Origin of the sequence: Flavobacterium sp. Leaf82, from assembly GCF_001422725.1 — a bacterium.
GTDB lineage: Bacteria > Bacteroidota > Bacteroidia > Flavobacteriales > Flavobacteriaceae > Flavobacterium.
The window spans coordinates 54,212-73,385 of the sequence record NZ_LMMA01000032.1 but is presented as its reverse complement, the minus strand read 5'-3'; the positions used below and the strand labels follow the sequence as shown (position 1 = coordinate 73,385).

Here is a 19,174-nt window from a genome sequence, read left to right as displayed (position 1 = left end):
AAGGATTACATCTCTAAATCTTAGAATTAAAAGTGTGAAAAATCTTTTTAATTCTTTTAATCTGGGGCAATAAGAAAAAAATTAACATATTCTTGTAACAAAATACGCTTTAGTAACACTAATATATTATGAGCGAAAATCTAGAACAGTCATTTGTTATGCAATTGCAGGCAAATCAGAATATAATCCACAAGATTTGTAGATTATATACTGCTGGCGAAGATGCTCATAAAGACTTGTTTCAGGAAATCACCATTCAGTTATGGAAAGCTTATCCTAAATTTAGAGGCGATAGTAAATTTTCGACCTGGACGTATCGTGTCGCTTTAAATACTGCCATTACTTTATATCGAAAAACCAAAAGAACCATATCTACCGTAGAGTATGAAAGTCATCAGCATTTTGTAAAAGATGTTGATTACAATTACGAAGAAGAAGAACAGATTAAGTTGATGTATAAAGCCGTTTATCAGCTTAATGACATCGAAAAAGCATTAGTTTTTATGTATTTAGAAGACAAAGATTATCAAGAAATAGCCGAGACACTCGGTATCAGCGAAGTGAATGCACGTGTGAAAATGAACAGAATTAAAGGGAAACTTAAGAAAATACTAAATCCTTAAAAATTATTATGAAAGAACTGGATTTATTAAAAAAAGACTGGAAAAGGAATGCCGACTCTTTTCAACAAATTTCTGAAAAAGAAATCTATAAAATGATTCATAAAAAATCTTCTTCAATCGTGAAGTGGATTTTGATTATCAGTATTTTAGAGGTTTTGTTTTGGACTATATCAAATTACTTCTCTAATATTGATGATTTCTTAAATAACATTCATCATCCTGAAATTATACTTTATATGGAGATTTTGATGTATTTTAACTATGCTGTAATCTTAGTTTTTATTTATTTTTTCTATAAAAATTACAAAACAATATCAACTACTGTTTCTACTAAATTATTGATGAGCAGCATTTTAAAAACCCGTAAAACGGTTCAATATTATGTATGGTATAATTTAGGAATGATTGTCGTTTCATCAATCCTAAGTTTCTTTATAGGATATGTTTACAATCCTGACATGGAAATTGTCAGAGAAAAATTAGCATTAAACGGAAAAGCGATGCTATTTTCAATTGGTGCTCTTGTATTGCTTACACTATTATTCTTTGGACTGTTCTGGTGTATTTACAGGTTGCTTTACGGAACTTTATTAAGAAGATTGTACGCTAATTATAAAGAGTTAAAGAAAATTGATTTCTAGATACAACAGTATCTTTTGAAGTTGCTATCCTGAAGCCTTGGACTCATAAGCTTCTAAGTTTATTTAAAAAAAGTGAAACTTGAAACTTGAAACATGAAGACAAAAATTTAGAATCTAATGTTCACTTTCTGATGCTTTATAACTCCATCTTCTCATTTCATTAAGTTCCTCCTCAGCTTTAATTTCTTCGGCCGGAATAACTTTTAAAAATGATGGATGCTGCTCAATAGCATATTCTACTTTTTCAACGATTTCTTCAATAGTATCATTTTCATAATCAATATCAAGAGGTTCTTTGATAATAAAAGATTGCAGAATTCCTTTTTTCTTCATTCGTAATCCTTTTTTATCAAACGAACGGCGAAAACCGTCTATCACGATCGGGATTACAATTGGTTTATGCTGTTTAATGATATGTGCTGTTCCTTTACGAACCGGTTTGAACGATTTTGTTGTTCCTTGCGGGAATGTAATTACCCAGCCATCTTCAAGTGCTATTCTAATATTTTCAGTATCATTTGGGTTAACATCGCGTTTTTCAGTAACATCAACACCTTTTGCGCGCCACGTTCTTTCGACTGTAATCGCACCAACATATGCTAAAATTCTTGGCAACAAACCTGCATGCATCGTTTCTTTTGCCGCAACATAATAGATATTCATTTTTGGCTGCCACAAATATCCAATGTTCTTAATAGTATCCTGACGTCCGCTTAAACTTGCGTTAAAGACATGAAACATCGCTACAACGTCAGCAAAATAAGTTTGGTGATTGGAAATAAACAATACATTTGTGTCCGGCAATGTTTTAATAATTTCAGATCCTTCAATCTGCAAATCATTAAATCCCCTGTATCTTCGGTGCGTCATAGCCCCTAAAATTCGTATTAGCCATTTTTTAATGAATAATATATGTCCAAAAGGATTTCGTTTAAACAATCCCATAGCTGTGTATTGTATTTTTTTGTTAGAACGCAAACATACAAAAATTATTCTTTTGGCAATACTATAAAGCAATTTCGTAAAGAAATCATTATTCTGATGAATAACAAATTGTTAAATTTCTGTTTTTACGAATTTCCTTCAAAGGTTGATTTCAGGACATCTCTCAATTCACTTAAAATCATTGCGGTTGCTCCCCAAACAATATGATTTTGAATACTAAACGCCGGAACTAAAGTATCATTTGCATAAGAAGTTGACAGTTTGGCTTCTACAATAATTTCGTCATCTAAAAACACCGACAACGGAAGTTCTATTATACTGGCCACTTCTCTACTATCCGGATAAAATAAAAGTTCTTCTTTTGAAATTCCCAAATAAGGATGCACTAAAAAATTACTTGGCGGAATATACATTGGAGTAAAATGCTTGATTACTTCTATTTTCTCCGGCAAAACCCCAACTTCTTCCTGTGTTTCTCTTAAAGCAGTTTCTTCATAACTAGCATCTGTGCTTTCATATTTACCGCCTGGAAAAGCTATTTGAGACGAATGAACGCCATTATAAGCATTGCGCACAATTAAAACCAAGTGCGTTTTTCTTTCTTTAGGATAAAACAACATCATTACGGCTGCGATTCTGGGATTTTCTATTTTTAAATCCTGATTTTTTAAAGCTTGTATTCTTTCTTTTGGCGCCATTTTTATATGCGCCGCAACTGCCGGTAGTTCAACTGGAATTAAATTAGGAACATATTGCAAAAAATCTTGAAAATCCATATTCAAAGTTTATTTTTGTACTTTCAAATAAATACAAATAAAATATAAATATAGTCCAGAAAACGCGGTTCTACAAGTTTTCTAAAATCAAAGCCATAAAAATGTACAGCAGAGAAGAATCACAAAAATTAAAAAGGGAGTTTTGGGTGGCTTTCGCCGAAAAATATCCCCGCAAATGGGTACTTTATGATACAAAGATCAAAGACTTCTCATTTAAGTTTTACGTAGACAATAAAAAAGCACAGGTTTTAATTGATATCGAACAGAGAAGCGATGAAAAACGAACTGCCTATTTTGAAAAATTAGAAGCTCTAAAAAACATTCTGGAAGAGGAATTTATTAAAGATCTGGTTTTTGAAAAAAACTACACTCTCGAAAGTGGTAAAACCATCAGTAGAATCTGGACAGAAAAACAAGGAGTAGGTTTTAGCAACCGCAATAATTGGGATGCTATTTTTGATTTCTTTTTCGAAAAAATGAATGCCTTAGAAATGTTCTATCTGGAGTATGATGATTTCATCAAGGATATTGACTCTTAAACATTTAAGTTTCTGAGACGCTAAATCTTTATATAATAAACCCCGACAATTTCTTAAAAAATGTCGGGGTTATTATTTTATTAAGAATATAATTTATACACTAAAAATATTATACAATATAATATGATCGTCGTAATTAATATAAAGTTGCTTTCTATAATCTTGCTTTTTGCGGGTTATGATCGATAACTTACATTGTTTGCCATCATTATCTTCGCACATAAAAGAATACACAATATCTGTATCGTTTTCTTCGCGTTCTATATAATCGAGAATCCTAAAAAGCTGTATTTCCTGTGAGTAAACTACAATTCTATGCTTGTTAGTATCTAAAATAACAGAAAGATTAACCAAATCAAGATTTGACCATTCGCCCCATTTTCCTCTTTCGTTTTTCTCTAAAACACTAAAACCAGATGTTTTAAACTGATAAGACTGACTATAAGTTTGTTGTAAACCAATTGTTAAAAAAAATAATACTATATAGGTGCGTATGGAATTCATATAATTTATGCCGATAATTAAAACTCAAATTTAGCCTTTTCTTGATAAGCAGCTTCAAAATCGGCAATCATTTCCTTAATAATTTGTTGTGCAGGTAATATTTCATGAATTAATCCTGCGATTTGTCCTATTTCGAGTTCCCCCTCTTCCAGATTACCTTCAAACATACCTTTTTTAGATCTTGCTCTTCCTAAAAGCTGATTTAAATCTTCTTTTGATGGGCATTTTTGATATAATTCCTGAACGTCGTTATAAAATTTATTTTTAATCAAACGAACCGGCGCTAATTCTTTCAATGTCAATTGGGTATCTCCTTCTTTAACTTTAACTATCGTTTCCTTAAAATTATTGTGAGCAGACGATTCTAAAGATGCCGCAAACCGACTTCCAACCTGAACTCCATCTGCGCCTAAAACCATTACAGCAAGCATTCCGCGTCCAGTTGCAATTCCTCCCGCAGCAATAATCGGTATCTGGATTTTCTCTTTTACCATTGGAATTAAAGTTAATGTCGTCGTTTCATCACGGCCGTTATGTCCACCCGCTTCAAAACCTTCGGCAACAATTGCATCAACTCCGGCTTCTTGTGCTTTTAAAGCAAAAACGCTACTGCTCACAACATGAACAACAATAATTCCTTTTTCCTTTAAAAAAGAAGTCCATGTTTTAGGATTTCCTGCAGAAGTAAAGACAATTTTCACGCCTTCTTCTACAACAATATTCATAATTTCTTCAATATTGGGATACAACATCGGAATATTAACCCCAAATGGTTTATCAGTTGCTTTTTTACATTTTTGAATGTGTTCTCTTAAAACTTCCGGATACATGGAACCCGCGCCAATTAAACCTAATCCTCCGGCATTACTTACCGCCGAAGCTAATTTGTAACCACTGTTCCAGATCATTCCGCCTTGAATAATTGGATATTTTATATTAAAAAGTTGTGTAATTTTATTCATTCAAAAATGCTATTATTGTTTGATTATCTTTCCTGATTTATGCAAATTATCAGCATCAAAAGTATAAAAATAGAGTCCACTTTTTAAAGCTTCTACAGAAAGAGTTGGATTTTGATTTGAAATTTGTTTTTCGATAATTTTTTGTCCCAAAACAGAATAAATTGAGACTAAAGCCGTATCGCTTTCAAACGAAAATGAAACTGTTGTTTGTGCAGGATTTGGAAATAGCGAAAATGTAGAATTTAAAGATTGAAAATTCTCAACACTCAAAGTCGATCCAAAATTTGGAATTCCGTAACCATAATTATTATCCGGAGCTGTATATCGATCAGAAGATTTTAGAACCATTTCCCTGATTTCTTTATTGGTTTTCGACGGAAAAGCCTGCCATAAAGAAGCAATCATTCCTGCCATTATTGGGCACGAAAAAGAAGTTCCGTTTATACTTATTATATTTCCCGCAGTATCTGATACAACTGCAGCAGTTCCTTGCGCCATAACATCCGGTTTTATTCTTCCGTCAAAACTTGGTCCTATAGAACTAAAAGAAGATTTATTTTTTGAGGAATTTACCGCGCCTACCGTAATTACAGAAACGGCATCTGCCGGTCCGCCAATATGCGGTTCTCCCGTATTTCCTTCATTTCCTGCCGAGGCTACCACAACAATTCCTTTACTAAAAGCAATTTCAGCTCCTCGCGAGATAAAATTTGTCGTACCGTTCATATCGCTATATGTATGACTGTACGCGGCATTATCAAAACCAAAATATCCTAATGAAGTTGTAATAATATCAACTCCTAAATTATCAGCTCTTTCAGCAGCTTCTACCCAATATGACTCTTCAACAGGATTCTCTGTAGGGCTATATTCTGTAATAAACAGATAATATGAGGCATCCGGAGCCGTACCTACTAAAGCATTTTCTTTGTAACCGCCCATTGTTGAAAGTACCATTGTGCCATGACTGTCACCTGTATAGAAATTTTCATTTCTATTTACAAAGTCATAACCACCTAAAATTTGATTATTATCAATCAGTTTTTTAAAAGGCTGAGCAGTATTTACACCCGGAAAACCTGCATCTAGAACTGCAATAACTTTACCGGTACCAATATAATTTTGTTTATGTAAAACCTGACCATTAAGCATTTGGATTTGATTTGCAGAAGATCCGTACGCATAATCGATTGTAGTTTGAAGTTTATCTTTTACCTGAGAAATCTTTTCTATAGCAACCATTTTAGTAGTTGTATTTAATGCTTTATTGGCGAAAACTACTTTATCAACAAATGATAATGTTTTTAGCGAGAGAATATTAGCCTGATTCCCTCTGATATGAAGCGCATTCATCCATTTAGATTGTGCCATAACACTAATCCCGGTACTTAATTTAACCTGACTTATATACGTTTCTTCTACGGGAACATCTGTTAGATCTAAGGCAATATCTTGATTTGCCCTTCGCTCTAAAGCACGCTGTGAAAGCATCAATGACGGGTTATTAAAATACATTTGGGCATTTGGTTTATCCTTAAAATAAACCCACGCATCTTCTTGTGAAAAAATCACAGAAGTAAATACCAATAAAAGAAATGTAAAATAGTACTTCATAGCTTACTTTTTTAAAGGTTAAAACCTTTGTAAAAAAGTATAAAGCTAAGAAATTACTCCCGAACCAACTAATTCATTATCAAAATACCAAGCTGCAAATTGCCCCTCGGTTATTGCAGATTGCGGTTCATCAAACTGAACATACATTCCATCTTCAAATTGATGCAGAATAGCTTTTTGCAAAGGCTGACGGTAACGAATTCTCGCCATAACCTCCATAGTCTGTCCAACTTTTAAAGCTAAATCTGTACGAATCCAGTGTACTTCAGATTTTTCTATAAATAATGCTTTCTTAAATAAACCGGGATGCAGACTTGTTAGTCCTGTATAAATGGTATTGGTTTCAACATCTGTAGCGATAATAAACAATGGATCTGTTGTTCCGCCTACATTTAACCCTTTTCGTTGTCCTACCGTAAAATAATGAGCTCCCTGATGTTTACCAACAACTTTTCCCATTGTTGGAAGATAGTCGCGTTTTTTAGATTCTGAATTCAATTCTTGCTCTAAGGATAAACCAATAGGTTTTTCGATACTATAAATTGGATCATTTTTATCAATCTGAACAATTTTACCTTCTTTTGGCTGTAATTTTTGTTGCAGGAATTCCGGTAAACGAACTTTTCCAATAAAGCATAATCCTTGAGAATCTTTCTTTTCGGCTGTTACTAAATCCATTTCAGCAGCAATTTCACGTACTTCTGGTTTGGTTAAAGCTCCAATAGGAAATAGCGATTTTGCCAATTGATCTTGCGATAACTGACATAAAAAATAAGATTGATCTTTGTTATTATCTGCACCTGCAATCAATTGATAAACGGGGTTTCCATCAACTTCGATTTCATTTTTTTGACAATAATGTCCGGTTGCCACATAATCAGCACCAAGACTTAAAGCAATTTTCATGAAAACGTCAAATTTGATTTCGCGGTTACAAAGTACGTCAGGATTTGGAGTTCTCCCTTTTTCGTATTCGTTGAACATATAGTCAACGATTTTTTCTTTGTATTCTTCGCTTAAATCGACAGTTTGAAACGGTATTCCGAGTTTTTCAGCTACTAACAATGCATCATTACTATCCTCTAACCAAGGACATTCGTTTGAAATAGTAACCGAATCATCGTGCCAGTTTTTCATAAAAAGGCCAATAACTTCGTATCCTTGCTGTTGCAATAAATAAGCCGCAACACTCGAGTCTACTCCTCCGGAAAGTCCAACAACTACACGTTTCATCCTAAATCTTTTATATTTTTACAAGGATGCAAAGATAAGTCCTATTTTTGATAATCGCGGTAGTTTTAATTAGTTTATATAATGCCGTGGTAGATAAAACTTATGGTGGTCAGGAAATATCTGTTTTAAACAGAATATTAATTCATTTTAGGTTTTGAATCCACCTGATAACTGCTTTTTGGGTCGCTCATATTTACTTCTTTGGTTAATTTACCTTTTAAGTAAAACTGCCACATATTTGCTTTTTTACCATTTACAAATTTTCCTTTTGAAGCCACAACTCCATCAGCGTCGTAAAATACAGCATCGCCATTATACTCATTATTTTTATAAGTAGTCTGCTCCAGAAGAGTTCCGTTTTGTCCGTATTTTTTATAAACACCTTCTCTTGAACCGTTTATATAATTCATTTCTTCGGCAATTTTAGAGTTTGGATAATATACCGTTCTTAATCCTTCTAATTTTCCGTTTTTATAATTTTCAAGCGTCATAATTACTTTAGATGCTTTATGGTAATATTTCCATTCACCATCACGTGCTTTCCCTATTTCTTTTCCTTCGCTTACTTTGTTTTTATTCTGATCATAAAAAATAGTGTACGAACTTCCATCATTAGCAGTAAAATCCCTCGTTGCTATAACATCACCTTTTTTTGTATCATCAAAAAATTTAAATACACCGGTTTCTTTTCCGTGGTTAAATGTTCCTTCGTAACGCGGACGCTTAGAAACTTCGTAAGTTCCTTTCCAGACTCCGTCTTTTTTTCCGTTAGCATCGGTTTTATTAAAATCCTGAGCAGATACTATAATTGCATTTAAAAAAAGCAATCCTATTATTATTTTTTTATAAATCATTGTAATTTAATTTTAAGCTTTAACGAAAATGACTTTAATAAATTATATTTTAGATATAAAAAAATCCCGATGAATCGAGATTTTTTTATAAATAAGTTCTTTATTTTTTATTCTGTTTTTTTACAGCTTCTTGTTGTTCCATAACTTCCTGAAGACGTTGTTGAAACTTACTTTGCTTTTTAGGCTCTTTTAATTTATTTTCTTGAATTTGAGCGTGAATTTTGTCTGTATCAACAATATAATTTTTAATTACAAACATAATTCCAATTGTAATTAAGTTCGAAATAAAGTTATACAAACTCAAACCTGCACCGTAACTATTAAAGAATATTAACATCATTAATGGCGAAACATAAATCATGATTTTCATCATTTTTGCCATATCCGGCATACCTTCTTGCTGAGGCGCTGCCATTTGTTGATCTCCTGAAGTCATTTTCATATAAAAGAAAATTGCAATTGCTGCCAAAATTGGGAACAAACTAATATGATCTCCATATAACGGGATGTGGAATGGTAATTTTACAACAGCATCAAATGATGATAAATCGTCTGCCCAAAGGAAGCTTTTTTGTCTTAACTCGAAAGCTGACGGGAAGAACTGGAATGACGCATACATAAACGGAAGCTGAATCAATGCCGGAATACATCCTGCCATTGGGTTTACCCCTGCTTTATTATACAGCTTCATTGTTTCCTGTTGTTTCTTCATTGGGTCTTTTTTGAATTTTTCTCCCAACTCTGTAATCTCCGGACGTAAAACTTTCATTTTTGCCTGAGACAAGAAAGACTTATATGTAATTGGCGACATTGCCAATTTGATGATAATGGTAAAAATGATAATTGCAATTCCGTAAGCAATATAAGAGCTTAAGAATCCAAATAATGGAATAAAAATCCATTTATTGATCCATCCGAAAATTCCCCAACCTAATGGAATAATTTTTTCGAAGTTTTTATCGTATGATTTTAAAATTTTATAATCAGATGGTCCAAAATACCAGCTCATTTTATAATCAACTTCTCCATTTGTAAAAGCCAAAGGAACAGTTGCCTTAAATTGTTTGATATAGGTAGTATCTATTTTTTCATCTTTAACTAAATCGTCAGATTGTAACTTCGATTTTTCGAATGGTTTATCTGTAGATAAGATCGCAGTAAAAAAGTGTTGTTTAAAAGCGATAAAACTCACTTTTTCAGGAGTATCTTCTTTTCCAACGCCAAGACTTACTGAGCTGTATTTCTCATCTCCATATTCATATTCTAATTGAGCATAACGCTTTTCGATAGAAACACTTTTTTCGTTTCTGTACGATTTTAAATCCCAAACTAAATCTAATGGTTTAGAAGAATTTAAAACTTTATTTAATCCTTGAGAACGTACATCAAAACCAACTAAATAATCATTTGCTTTCAATACATATTTATACTCTAAAAATTCATTTGCACCGGCTTTCAAACGCATGGTCAAAATTTGATCAGTACCGTTTTTAGTTAATGTTGGCTCAAAATAAAGATCTTTAGAGTTTAAAGTTCTGTTATCAGTTGTTTGTAATTGAATATTTAAATCTGAATTATTGTCTTTAATCAGTTCTACTAATTGTCCGGAATTTTTCTCAAACTTTTTGAATTCTTTCAATGTAGCTTCAACTATATAACCACCTTTATTGGCGATTTTTAGTATCATCTTTTCGTTTTCAATTGTTGTAAAACCTTCTTTAGCAGAAGGAAGTGTAGCTGAATAAGCAAAACCTCCTAATGTTTTTTGTAATTGCGCTAATTGAACTGTGTCGCCTGGAGTTGTTGCAGCAACTGGTAAAACAGCTGTTTTTGTTTTATCAGTTTTAGCTTGTGCTTCTTGTTTGGCAACTAATTCTTTCTTGGCTTTTTCAGCAGCAATTTCTTTGTCAGAAGGCTGATTTTGGTACATAATCCAAATCAAAATTCCAAATATCAATACAAAACCAATGATTGAATTAAGATCAAATTTTTTTTCTTCCATTATAATTTAAAAAAAGTTATTCGTTTAAGATATTAGTACTGAGTTTGACTCAAAAGTTACATCTTTTAGAATATTAATTATTATTTTTTATGCGCATTTACTGCAGCAGCCACAAAATTTACAAAAATTGGATGTGGGTTTGCTACTGTACTTTTGTATTCAGGATGGTATTGTACACCAATAAAAAACGGGTGATTTTCTAATTCTACAATTTCTACCAAACCTGTATCCGGATTTACTCCTGATGCTTTTAAACCTGCTTTTTGCAATTCGTCAGCATATTTATTGTTGTACTCATAACGGTGACGGTGACGTTCTGAAATTGTCGTTTGTCCGTATATTTTGTGCGCTAAAGTATTTGGTTTAATATCACATTTCCAAGCACCAAGACGCATTGTTCCACCTTTATCAGTAATTGTTTTTTGTTCTTCCATTAAATTCACAACCGGATGAGGCGTTTTCTCGTTCATCTCAGTAGAATTCGCATCAGCATAACCTAAAATATTTCTTGAATATTCGATAACAGACATTTGCATTCCTAAACAAATTCCGAAGAATGGAATATTGTTTTCACGTGCATAACGAACTGCTTCGATTTTTCCTTCAATACCTCTTTCTCCAAAACCAGGCGCCACTAAAACTCCGTCAAGGACTCCTAATTTTTCAGCAACATTATCAATATTGATATGTTCTGAATGTATTGAAATTACGTTTACTTTTGTTTCATTTGAAGCTCCAGCATGAATAAACGCCTCTAAAATAGATTTGTAACAATCCTGCATTTCTACATATTTACCAATCAAACCAATATTTACAGTATGTTTTGGATTTTTTAACCTGCGTAAAAAAGTATTCCAGTTTTTTAAATCCGGAGCTGCTTTTTTAGGTAAATCTAATTTCTTTAAAGCCACAACATCTAATCCTTCTTCAAGCATTAAATTTGGAACTTCATATATTGTTGAAGCATCAATTGACTGAATTACAGCTTCTCTTTTTACATTGCAAAACAACGCTAATTTATTACGCAATTCATCAGAAAGTTCATGCTCTGTTCTACAAACCAAGATATCAGCTTTGATACCGCTTTCCATCAAAGTTTTTACAGAGTGTTGCGTAGGTTTTGTTTTTAATTCACCTGCAGCAGCCAAATAAGGAACTAATGTTAAATGAATTACGATTCCGTTATTTTCACCCAATTCCCAAACCAACTGACGAACAGATTCTATATAAGGTAAAGATTCAATATCACCTACCGTTCCGCCAATTTCTGTAATTACAATATCATAATCGCCGGATTTACCCAACAATTGCATTCTGTCTTTGATTTCGTTTGTAATATGAGGAACAACCTGAACTGTTTTTCCTAAAAATTCTCCTCTTCTTTCTTTTTCAATAACCGAAAGATAAACTCTTCCTGTTGTAACGTTATTTGCCTGAGAAGTAGGAACATTAAGAAAACGTTCGTAATGACCTAAATCTAAATCTGTTTCAGCACCATCATCTGTTACATAACATTCTCCGTGCTCATACGGATTCAACGTACCTGGATCCACATTTATATACGGATCGAATTTTTGAATAGTTGTACGATATCCTCTTCCTTGTAACAATTTTGCTAAAGATGCTGCGATAATCCCTTTTCCTAATGAAGAAGTCACACCGCCTGTAACAAAAATATATTTTGTTTGATTCATTCTGTTGTTGTTTGTATGTAGTTGTGTAAAAAACTTGGCAAAAGTACAAATTTAATTAGACAATTTATCAAATAGAGAATGAGATAATTTGCAAATTTTTAAATAGAACAATTACATCTTTCCGTAATTGATAATTTTAACTTTTAATTAGATACTTTTTTTAATAGTACCTATATTTTTCCTTAAATGAGTACGAGATTATAAAATGAAAAAATAAAAAATAGTATACTCAGGAATATATCTAAAGATAAGATTCTCTTTAAATTAGAAAAATTAAGTACTTTATTTATAGAGAAACGAGCTATTAATTGTATCAAAAAAAATAAAAAAATCTTTATACTATAGGAGTTAAAAGCAATTGCTTCTTTAAAGTGGAATCTTAATATTTGAGAAAAAGCCCTTGTCAGACCACGGCTTTTGCAATAACTTAAAGGCATTCCTTCGCAGGAAGAAGGAAAACCAAAATTTAGAAATGGAATTATAAAGCAATAAAAAAAGATAAACATGATTATTACAATAAAAATCATGTTTATCTTTTTATAAGAATCAATTTCGTAGGAGGATTTTATTTCCACAAAAAAGATTTATTTTGTTTCTTCAACCTTAACAGTAACAGTATCGTTTGCTACTTCTACAGCGTTCAAAGAATCTTGTGTTTTAGTTGACTCGTAATTTGCCGAATCTATAGCATTCGTGATTTCATCTTTATGAGACAATACAGCTGAACCTATTGATCCTACTACAACTAATACCCATATAATAACAAACGCTGTTGCTACGATTCCAAGAATCAAACCTGCTTTTGGCATTGTTGTAGGAGCATTTTCTCTTTTAGCTTGTGATAGTCCAATTGCTCCAAAAATTATTGCAAGAACCCCAAAAAACACTGCGATTAAACCAAAGCAAGGTATAAATGCTGCAATAGCAGCAACGATTCCTAATACTAAAGCCGCAATACCCATTCCCTGACCTGCGTTTGAAGGTTGTAAATTATTTTCCATATAGTTTTTTATGTTAATTATTACAAAAATAGAAAAACACTTACGCGAACAAGTGAGAATCTATCAAAGTTATTAACAAATAAATAAAAGGGAATTTCTTAGTATTTCAAACGCCTGAAGTACATTTTGACAAAAAAAAATATTATAATTTTAAAACATCGACTTGTACACATTAACAAATTCAGTCTTGAATTCTGTGGTATCAATTGTTTTTAAAAATTATAATATTTTTTATGTAATAAATATTATAATTTCAAAATATTGACTTGTACACATTAAAAAATTCAGTCTTGAATTCTGTGGTATCAATTAGTTTTTAAAAATTGTAATATTTTATATATCAAACTTAAATAAAAAAAACGATATAGCAAAAGATTTTTCTTACTATTTTATTTTAAAGGCTTAGGATACTGCTTTTTAATGTTCCGGATCAATTCTTCCAGTCCGTTTAATTTTAATTCGTAGACAAGCGCTAATTGCTGTCCCAATTCACCATTTGGGAATCCTTTGTTGTGATACCAAACGACATAATATTCAGGTAAATCAATTAAAAAGCGTCCTTCGTATTTCCCGAAAGGCATTTTGGTATGAGCTAATTTTATGAGAAGTTTTTTGTCTGGTTCCATTTTTTTTAAAGAAAAAAGAAGCAAGAGGAAAGAATATAGACTTATTCTTTCTTCTTGCTTCTTGTTGGTACAAAGCTATTCTTTTTTGCCACAGATTAAAAGGATTTAAATGATTTTCTACTCTGCCACAAAATAATTTCGCCACGAATTCACGAATTAGTTTAATTATAATTCGTGAGTTCGTGGCGAATATTAAAACTTAGAAACTTAGTTCCTCAGAAGCTTAGTAACTTAGTAATGCCATCTCACAAAAGCTTCCATAGCGGCATAAGTTGCTAAACCTAATTCCTGATATAAAGCTGCTGTTTCTGCATTTCTGTCTTCGGCTCTTTGCCAAAATTCTCTGGCATCAGTTCCCTGAAAAACAACGCCATCTTTTTGAGATTGGTGCTTAAAGATTCCGTGACGTTTTGCCAATACCTGGTCAGGACTCATTGGTACAGCCATTTCTACTTCATCAATTCCCCATTCCTGCCAAGCTCCACGGTACAACCACAACCAGCAATCATCCATAAACGATTTTGGTTTTAATGCTTTTACAGCTTCAAAAATAGCATCCAGACAAACTTTATGAGTTCCGTGCGGATCTGCTAAATCTCCTGCTGCATATATTTGATGTGGTTTAATTTTTTCGATTAAATCCATCGTCAATTGAATGTCTTCCTGTCCAATTGGTTTTTTCTCGATTGTTCCGGTTTCATAAAATGGTAATTCCATGAAATGAATCTGATCATCTGTTAAACCAACAAAATGACTTGTTGATCTTGCCTCTCCTTTTCTAATTAATCCTTTTATGTAACGAACTTCCGGAATATCAATTTCGCTGTTCTTTTTGTTTTCCAGGAAAGTTTGTGCTTTTCGGTAAATATTATCAGCTTCAGCACTTTTGATTCCAAATTTCTCATTGTAATCAATTACGAATCTTGCAAAACGCAACGCTTCATCATCAGCAACTGCAATATTTCCAGAAGTCTGGTATGCCACGTGAACTTCATGTCCTTGTTCTTGCAAGCGCATAAAAGTTCCTCCCATACTAATAATATCATCATCAGGATGCGGGCTAAAAATCAATACACGTTTTTTAGCAGGCTCAGCTCTTTCCGGACGGTTTGAATCATCGGCATTTGGTTTTCCGCCTGGCCAACCTGTAATTGTATTTTGTAATTTATTAAAAATCTTAATATTAATATCGTAAGCCGGACCAGAATCAGCCAATAAATCACTCATTCCGTGTTCTATATAATCAGCATCAGTAAGCATTAAAATTGGTTTCTTAAGCTGAAGAGCCAATCCTAAAACTGCTTTACGCGTTAATTTATCTGTCCAGATTACTTTTTCTACCAACCAGGGTTTGTTAATTCTCGTTAGCTTTGAAGATGCTTCTTTATCTAAAATAAAAACGGCATTATTATGTTCCTGCAAAAACGAAGCGGGTACTCTATTGGTAACTTCATCTTCTACAGATCTTTTTACAACATTTGCTTTTCCTTCTCCCCAAGCCAATAAGATTACTCTTTTAGCTTCCATAATTTTTTTAACTCCAAGTGTGATTGCAGTTCTTGGCGTATTACTTAAACCAAAGAAATCTTTGCTTGCAGCAACTCTTGTAATATGGTCTAAAGCAACTAAACGGGTTTTAGAGTTTTGCAAGGAACCTGATTCATTAAAACCAATATGTCCGTTACCACCAATTCCCAAAATCTGAAGATCGATCCCGCCCAAAGCTTCAATTTTAGCTTCATAATCATGGCAATAATCTGCAATTTGCTCTTTTGTCAAAAGTCCGTCTGGAACATGCGCATTCTCAGGTAAAATATCAACGTGATCAAATAACAATTCTTTCATAAAACGAACATAACTGTTAATCGAATTTGGTTCCATTGGATAATATTCATCCAGGTTAAAACTGATTACGTTTTTAAAACTCAAACCTTCTTCTTTGTGTAAACGAACCAATTCAGCATATAATCCTTTTGGCGAAGAACCTGTCGCAAGACCTAAAATGCATGGTTTGTTTTCTTTTTGTTTTTCCTGAATTAAAGCTGCAATTTCCCGCGCTACTGCTTTTGATGCATCGCCGGAATTTTCAAAAACAACGGTATTGATGTTTTCGAATCGTTTTTCGAATCCAGTTGCTTTGTCGATTTTACTTTTTAACATGATATAGTTTTTTTTACTTTTCTAATTATAATTTTCAACTAAAAATTTAATTGTATGATATAATACCAATTTATAAATTGCCAAAACAATAGCAATCAACATTCTATAAAGACAAAATCTTTATATAAATGTAATCAAACAAAATTTAAATTATTGATTTGAAGCAGAATCTGGAATAACTCTTTTTATCTCTTCTAAAAAAGAATCCAAAATAACATTGAAAAATGAATCTCATTTCAGTTTCAATATTTGCATTATTTTTGCATTAAACTGCATTTTTTTTGCAAAACAAAGATACAGCATTATATTTTCAATGACCAAAATTAGATATGAATATTTTGTTAATTTTTAGACATTCTTGTTTTAAAATTCAGACATAAAAAAAAGGATATGAAATTTTCATATCCTTTTTTTTATTTAGAACTTATTTATTATTTCCAGCTAAAAGTAATTTTCTTTTCGATTTCACTGCTTAAACTCAAAAATACCGGACAAGTCATTGCAGCACGTTCCAGTATAATTTTATTTTTTTCGTCTGCATCACTTTGCATTACAAAAGCAATTTCAATTGCTCCTATTCTTCTTGGTTCAGCATTCATTATTTTAGTCACTTCTGCAGTCGAACCTACGAAATCTACATTTAAGTCACGTGCTTTAATTCCCATAATTGTCATCATACAACTTGCCAGGGCATTTGCAACTGTATCAGTTGGAGAAAACGCTTCTCCTTTTCCGTTATTGTCCAGAGGTGCATCAGATATGATTTCGCTTCCTGATTGCACGTGAATAGATTTTGTTCTTAGATCTCCTAAATAGGTTACTTTTGATGTCATTAATTTGCTACTTTTAAAGTTAAGTCTGAATCGTAATATAAGATGTAAACACCTTTATTAGCATGTCCTCCATCTTCTTTTTTATAAAACTGAAATTTATTATCAACTTGTTCTGTTGTCATTAAATCTGCAGTTTCCTGATATGTTTTTCCTTGTACCAAACGCATCATCGTATCAAAAGTTACATCAAATCCACGTGTTGCATAGGTATTTGGGTTTATTTTATTTTTAAGTCTGTATTCCTTATCAAAAATTAAAACTCCCGGTTCGTCACTTTCACGAGTCACAGACGGATACATTAATTTTAGTCTTACCAGATTATCAAAACTAATTTCGTCAGTATCCAATGTACTGTTTGGTTCTAAAATAACCAATTGAACCTGACATGTTTTTTGTGAATCCAGCAAAGCTTTAATTGTGTTTTTAACCATCGCAGTATTTCCGGTTTCCATCACCACATAATTCATTCTGTTTGGCAATAACAAGCTTTTTAAGTTTGCTACATCCAATCCTCCTGTTTCTGTCAAAGATGCAAAAACAACTCCTTTTTGATTTTGTTTGATATAACTAATTACTGATTCTTTCTTTTTATCTACCACAGCAACGATATTTCCATTTTTAGAACGCATGTAATCAAAAACCGCATTTCTCACAACATCATTTGATGGAATTGTCTGGTATAAATTATCAATAGGATTCGCAGAATCTTTAGACAATGGCGAAATTACAGGAACATTATACATGCGTAATGTATTTGCAGTAGCTTCGGCATTATTTTGATAAAATGGCCCAATAACAGCATTTGCATCCTGTAATTTATTCTGAGAAATTAAAGTAGAAACATTCGAATTCGTTTTGGTTTCCTGCGAATCATAAATGGCAACATCAATTGGTAATTTCAAAGTTTTAGCTGAATCGATTGCCATCATTGCTCCTGAATAAAAATCAAGAGTCATATTAAGAAATTTATCATTTTTAATACGATTTGCAGCACTCATAGTATCATTTTGCATTTTATTCAAATTAAAAGGCAATAACAAAACTATTTTTTTGCGTTCGTTTTGTCCTCTCTTTTTAGTCAGTTCAACTACTTCAGGATTAACAGAAACGGTTTCAGATTTTACTTTATCTACAATTTTAATTCCGGCAGTATTCTCAGTCGAATTGTCAACAGATTTCTCTACTGCTTTTTCTACAGGTTGTTGTTGCGCAATAATTGGAGCCGGTGCTAAATATCCTGTCGGAACTTTTAAAACCATACCTTCTTTTACACCTTCAGAAAGAGACGGATTCAACTCTGTTAATTCTTCCTGAGTCAAATGAAAAGTTCTTGACAAACTATAGAATGTCTCTTTTGGTTTTACCTGATAATCCATATAAGTCGTTACTTTTTTAGATGTTTCAGCAGGTTTTTTAGTTTCAGCAGGTTTTGCATTAGTTGCAGCAACCGCAGTCGAAGCTTCTGTCTTAGGAGCTTTTCCTTTTATTGTTAATCGGTAACCAATAGGCAAACTCGAAACAATTTCAGGATTGCGTTTTTCTAATTCTTCTATTGTAATTCCGTATTGTTTCGCAATCGAAAACTTTGTTTCTTTTGCTACAACATCATGATAAACATATTTATCCTGTGCTTTTTCTTTAGCTGGTTTTTCTGTATTTGATGCAGCTTTTTTTGTTGATCCTTTTGCAGGAATCACCAATTTTTGTCCAATTTGAACTCCGGTTTTTTCCAAAACAGGATTCGCTGCTTTCAAATCTTCATCAGAGATACCGTATTTTTTTTCAATACTATAAAAAGTCTCTTTAGGCTGTACTTCATGAATCACTTCTTTTGTGTTACCATTTGATTTTGCAGCAACAGCTTCAGATTTAACCGTAGATTTTGCATTATTGGTTGGGATCAATAAAACTGTATTCGCTTTAACACCACTTCTGGCATCCGGGTTTAACGCATAAATATCATAAGGTGTAACCTTAAATTTTACAGCAATCTGGTTAACAGTTTCTCCGTTTGCAACTGTATATTTAATTACTTTTTCTTGTGAAAAAGCAGAAAACGTTACAAAAAAAACAAGAAACAATAATGTTGAATAATATTTCATAATAAGGCTTAAAACTATTTAATTTTTAATTTAAAACAAGCTACTAATTTTTCTTCAAAGCAAGA

Annotated in this window: 17 protein-coding genes; 3 read left to right on the top strand and 14 right to left on the bottom strand. The window is 32.5% G+C overall.

From position 1 onward, the window contains the following. The first annotated feature begins 128 nt into the window (after positions 1-128). The gene (locus ASF10_RS14745; RefSeq protein ID WP_056250523.1) at positions 129-623 is read left to right on the top strand and encodes an RNA polymerase sigma factor; all 495 of its coding nucleotides are present in this window, start codon (positions 129-131) and stop codon (positions 621-623) included. An 8-nt stretch (positions 624-631) separates the two neighbouring features. Further along, on the top strand, positions 632-1,264 hold the full coding sequence (locus tag ASF10_RS14740; protein WP_056250521.1) for a hypothetical protein: 633 nt from the start codon (positions 632-634) through the stop codon (positions 1,262-1,264). 114 nt (positions 1,265-1,378) lie between these two features. Here the strand turns inward: ASF10_RS14740 and ASF10_RS14735 are convergent, their stop codons facing one another. Together ASF10_RS14735 and ASF10_RS14730 are read right to left on the bottom strand one after the other, a co-directional pair. Next, a complete protein-coding gene (locus ASF10_RS14735; protein WP_056250518.1) occupies positions 1,379-2,209 on the bottom strand; it encodes a lysophospholipid acyltransferase family protein in 831 nt (276 codons plus the stop codon). A 125-nt stretch (positions 2,210-2,334) separates the two neighbouring features. Then, positions 2,335-2,985, bottom strand: a complete 651-nt coding sequence (locus tag ASF10_RS14730; RefSeq protein WP_056250516.1) for an NUDIX hydrolase — start codon at positions 2,983-2,985, stop codon at positions 2,335-2,337. 101 nt (positions 2,986-3,086) lie between these two features. Between ASF10_RS14730 and ASF10_RS14725 the strand changes: the two genes are divergently transcribed. Then, positions 3,087-3,524: a DUF4268 domain-containing protein gene (locus tag ASF10_RS14725; protein ID WP_056250514.1), complete on the top strand. Its 438-nt coding sequence runs from the start codon at positions 3,087-3,089 to the stop codon at positions 3,522-3,524. A 93-nt stretch (positions 3,525-3,617) separates the two neighbouring features. Here the strand turns inward: ASF10_RS14725 and ASF10_RS14720 are convergent, their stop codons facing one another. The 12 genes from ASF10_RS14720 to ASF10_RS14665 all read right to left on the bottom strand — a co-directional run bounded on the left by ASF10_RS14720 (position 3,618) and on the right by ASF10_RS14665 (position 19,109). After that, on the bottom strand, positions 3,618-4,028 hold the full coding sequence (locus tag ASF10_RS14720) for a hypothetical protein (RefSeq protein ID WP_056250512.1): 411 nt from the start codon (positions 4,026-4,028) through the stop codon (positions 3,618-3,620). 17 nt (positions 4,029-4,045) lie between these two features. After that, the gene (locus ASF10_RS14715) at positions 4,046-4,990 is read right to left on the bottom strand and encodes an NAD(P)H-dependent flavin oxidoreductase (RefSeq protein WP_056250510.1); all 945 of its coding nucleotides are present in this window, start codon (positions 4,988-4,990) and stop codon (positions 4,046-4,048) included. Between the two features lie 12 nt (positions 4,991-5,002). Next, positions 5,003-6,604 carry a S8 family serine peptidase gene (locus tag ASF10_RS14710; protein ID WP_056250509.1) on the bottom strand — a complete coding sequence of 534 codons (1,602 nt, stop codon included), beginning with the start codon at positions 6,602-6,604 and terminating at the stop codon, positions 5,003-5,005. Between the two features lie 45 nt (positions 6,605-6,649). Then, on the bottom strand, positions 6,650-7,837 hold the full coding sequence (gene mnmA, locus ASF10_RS14705; protein ID WP_056250507.1) for a tRNA 2-thiouridine(34) synthase MnmA: 1,188 nt from the start codon (positions 7,835-7,837) through the stop codon (positions 6,650-6,652). 137 nt (positions 7,838-7,974) lie between these two features. Next, positions 7,975-8,691: a toxin-antitoxin system YwqK family antitoxin gene (locus ASF10_RS14700; protein WP_056250506.1), complete on the bottom strand. Its 717-nt coding sequence runs from the start codon at positions 8,689-8,691 to the stop codon at positions 7,975-7,977. A gap of 100 nt (positions 8,692-8,791) precedes the next feature. Then, the gene (gene yidC, locus ASF10_RS14695; RefSeq protein WP_056250505.1) at positions 8,792-10,693 is read right to left on the bottom strand and encodes a membrane protein insertase YidC; all 1,902 of its coding nucleotides are present in this window, start codon (positions 10,691-10,693) and stop codon (positions 8,792-8,794) included. Positions 10,694-10,773: 80 nt separating this feature from the next. Then, positions 10,774-12,387 (bottom strand): CTP synthase, encoded by a 1,614-nt coding sequence (locus ASF10_RS14690; RefSeq protein WP_056250504.1) that lies wholly within the window; start codon positions 12,385-12,387, stop codon positions 10,774-10,776. A gap of 584 nt (positions 12,388-12,971) precedes the next feature. Continuing rightward, a complete protein-coding gene (locus tag ASF10_RS14685) occupies positions 12,972-13,388 on the bottom strand; it encodes a DUF4190 domain-containing protein (protein WP_056250502.1) in 417 nt (138 codons plus the stop codon). Positions 13,389-13,777: 389 nt separating this feature from the next. Further along, on the bottom strand, positions 13,778-14,014 hold the full coding sequence (locus ASF10_RS14680) for a DUF3820 family protein (protein WP_039117105.1): 237 nt from the start codon (positions 14,012-14,014) through the stop codon (positions 13,778-13,780). 231 nt (positions 14,015-14,245) lie between these two features. Next, positions 14,246-16,174 carry a glucosamine-6-phosphate deaminase gene (nagB, locus tag ASF10_RS14675; protein ID WP_056250500.1) on the bottom strand — a complete coding sequence of 643 codons (1,929 nt, stop codon included), beginning with the start codon at positions 16,172-16,174 and terminating at the stop codon, positions 14,246-14,248. Positions 16,175-16,605: 431 nt separating this feature from the next. Further along, positions 16,606-17,007: an OsmC family protein gene (locus tag ASF10_RS14670; protein ID WP_056250498.1), complete on the bottom strand. Its 402-nt coding sequence runs from the start codon at positions 17,005-17,007 to the stop codon at positions 16,606-16,608. Continuing rightward, entirely contained in the window at positions 17,007-19,109 is a 2,103-nt protein-coding gene (locus ASF10_RS14665) for a LysM peptidoglycan-binding domain-containing protein (RefSeq protein ID WP_056250496.1), read from the bottom strand. The genes ASF10_RS14670 and ASF10_RS14665 overlap by 1 nt, the downstream gene beginning before the upstream one ends. Positions 19,110-19,174 lie beyond the last annotated feature (65 nt).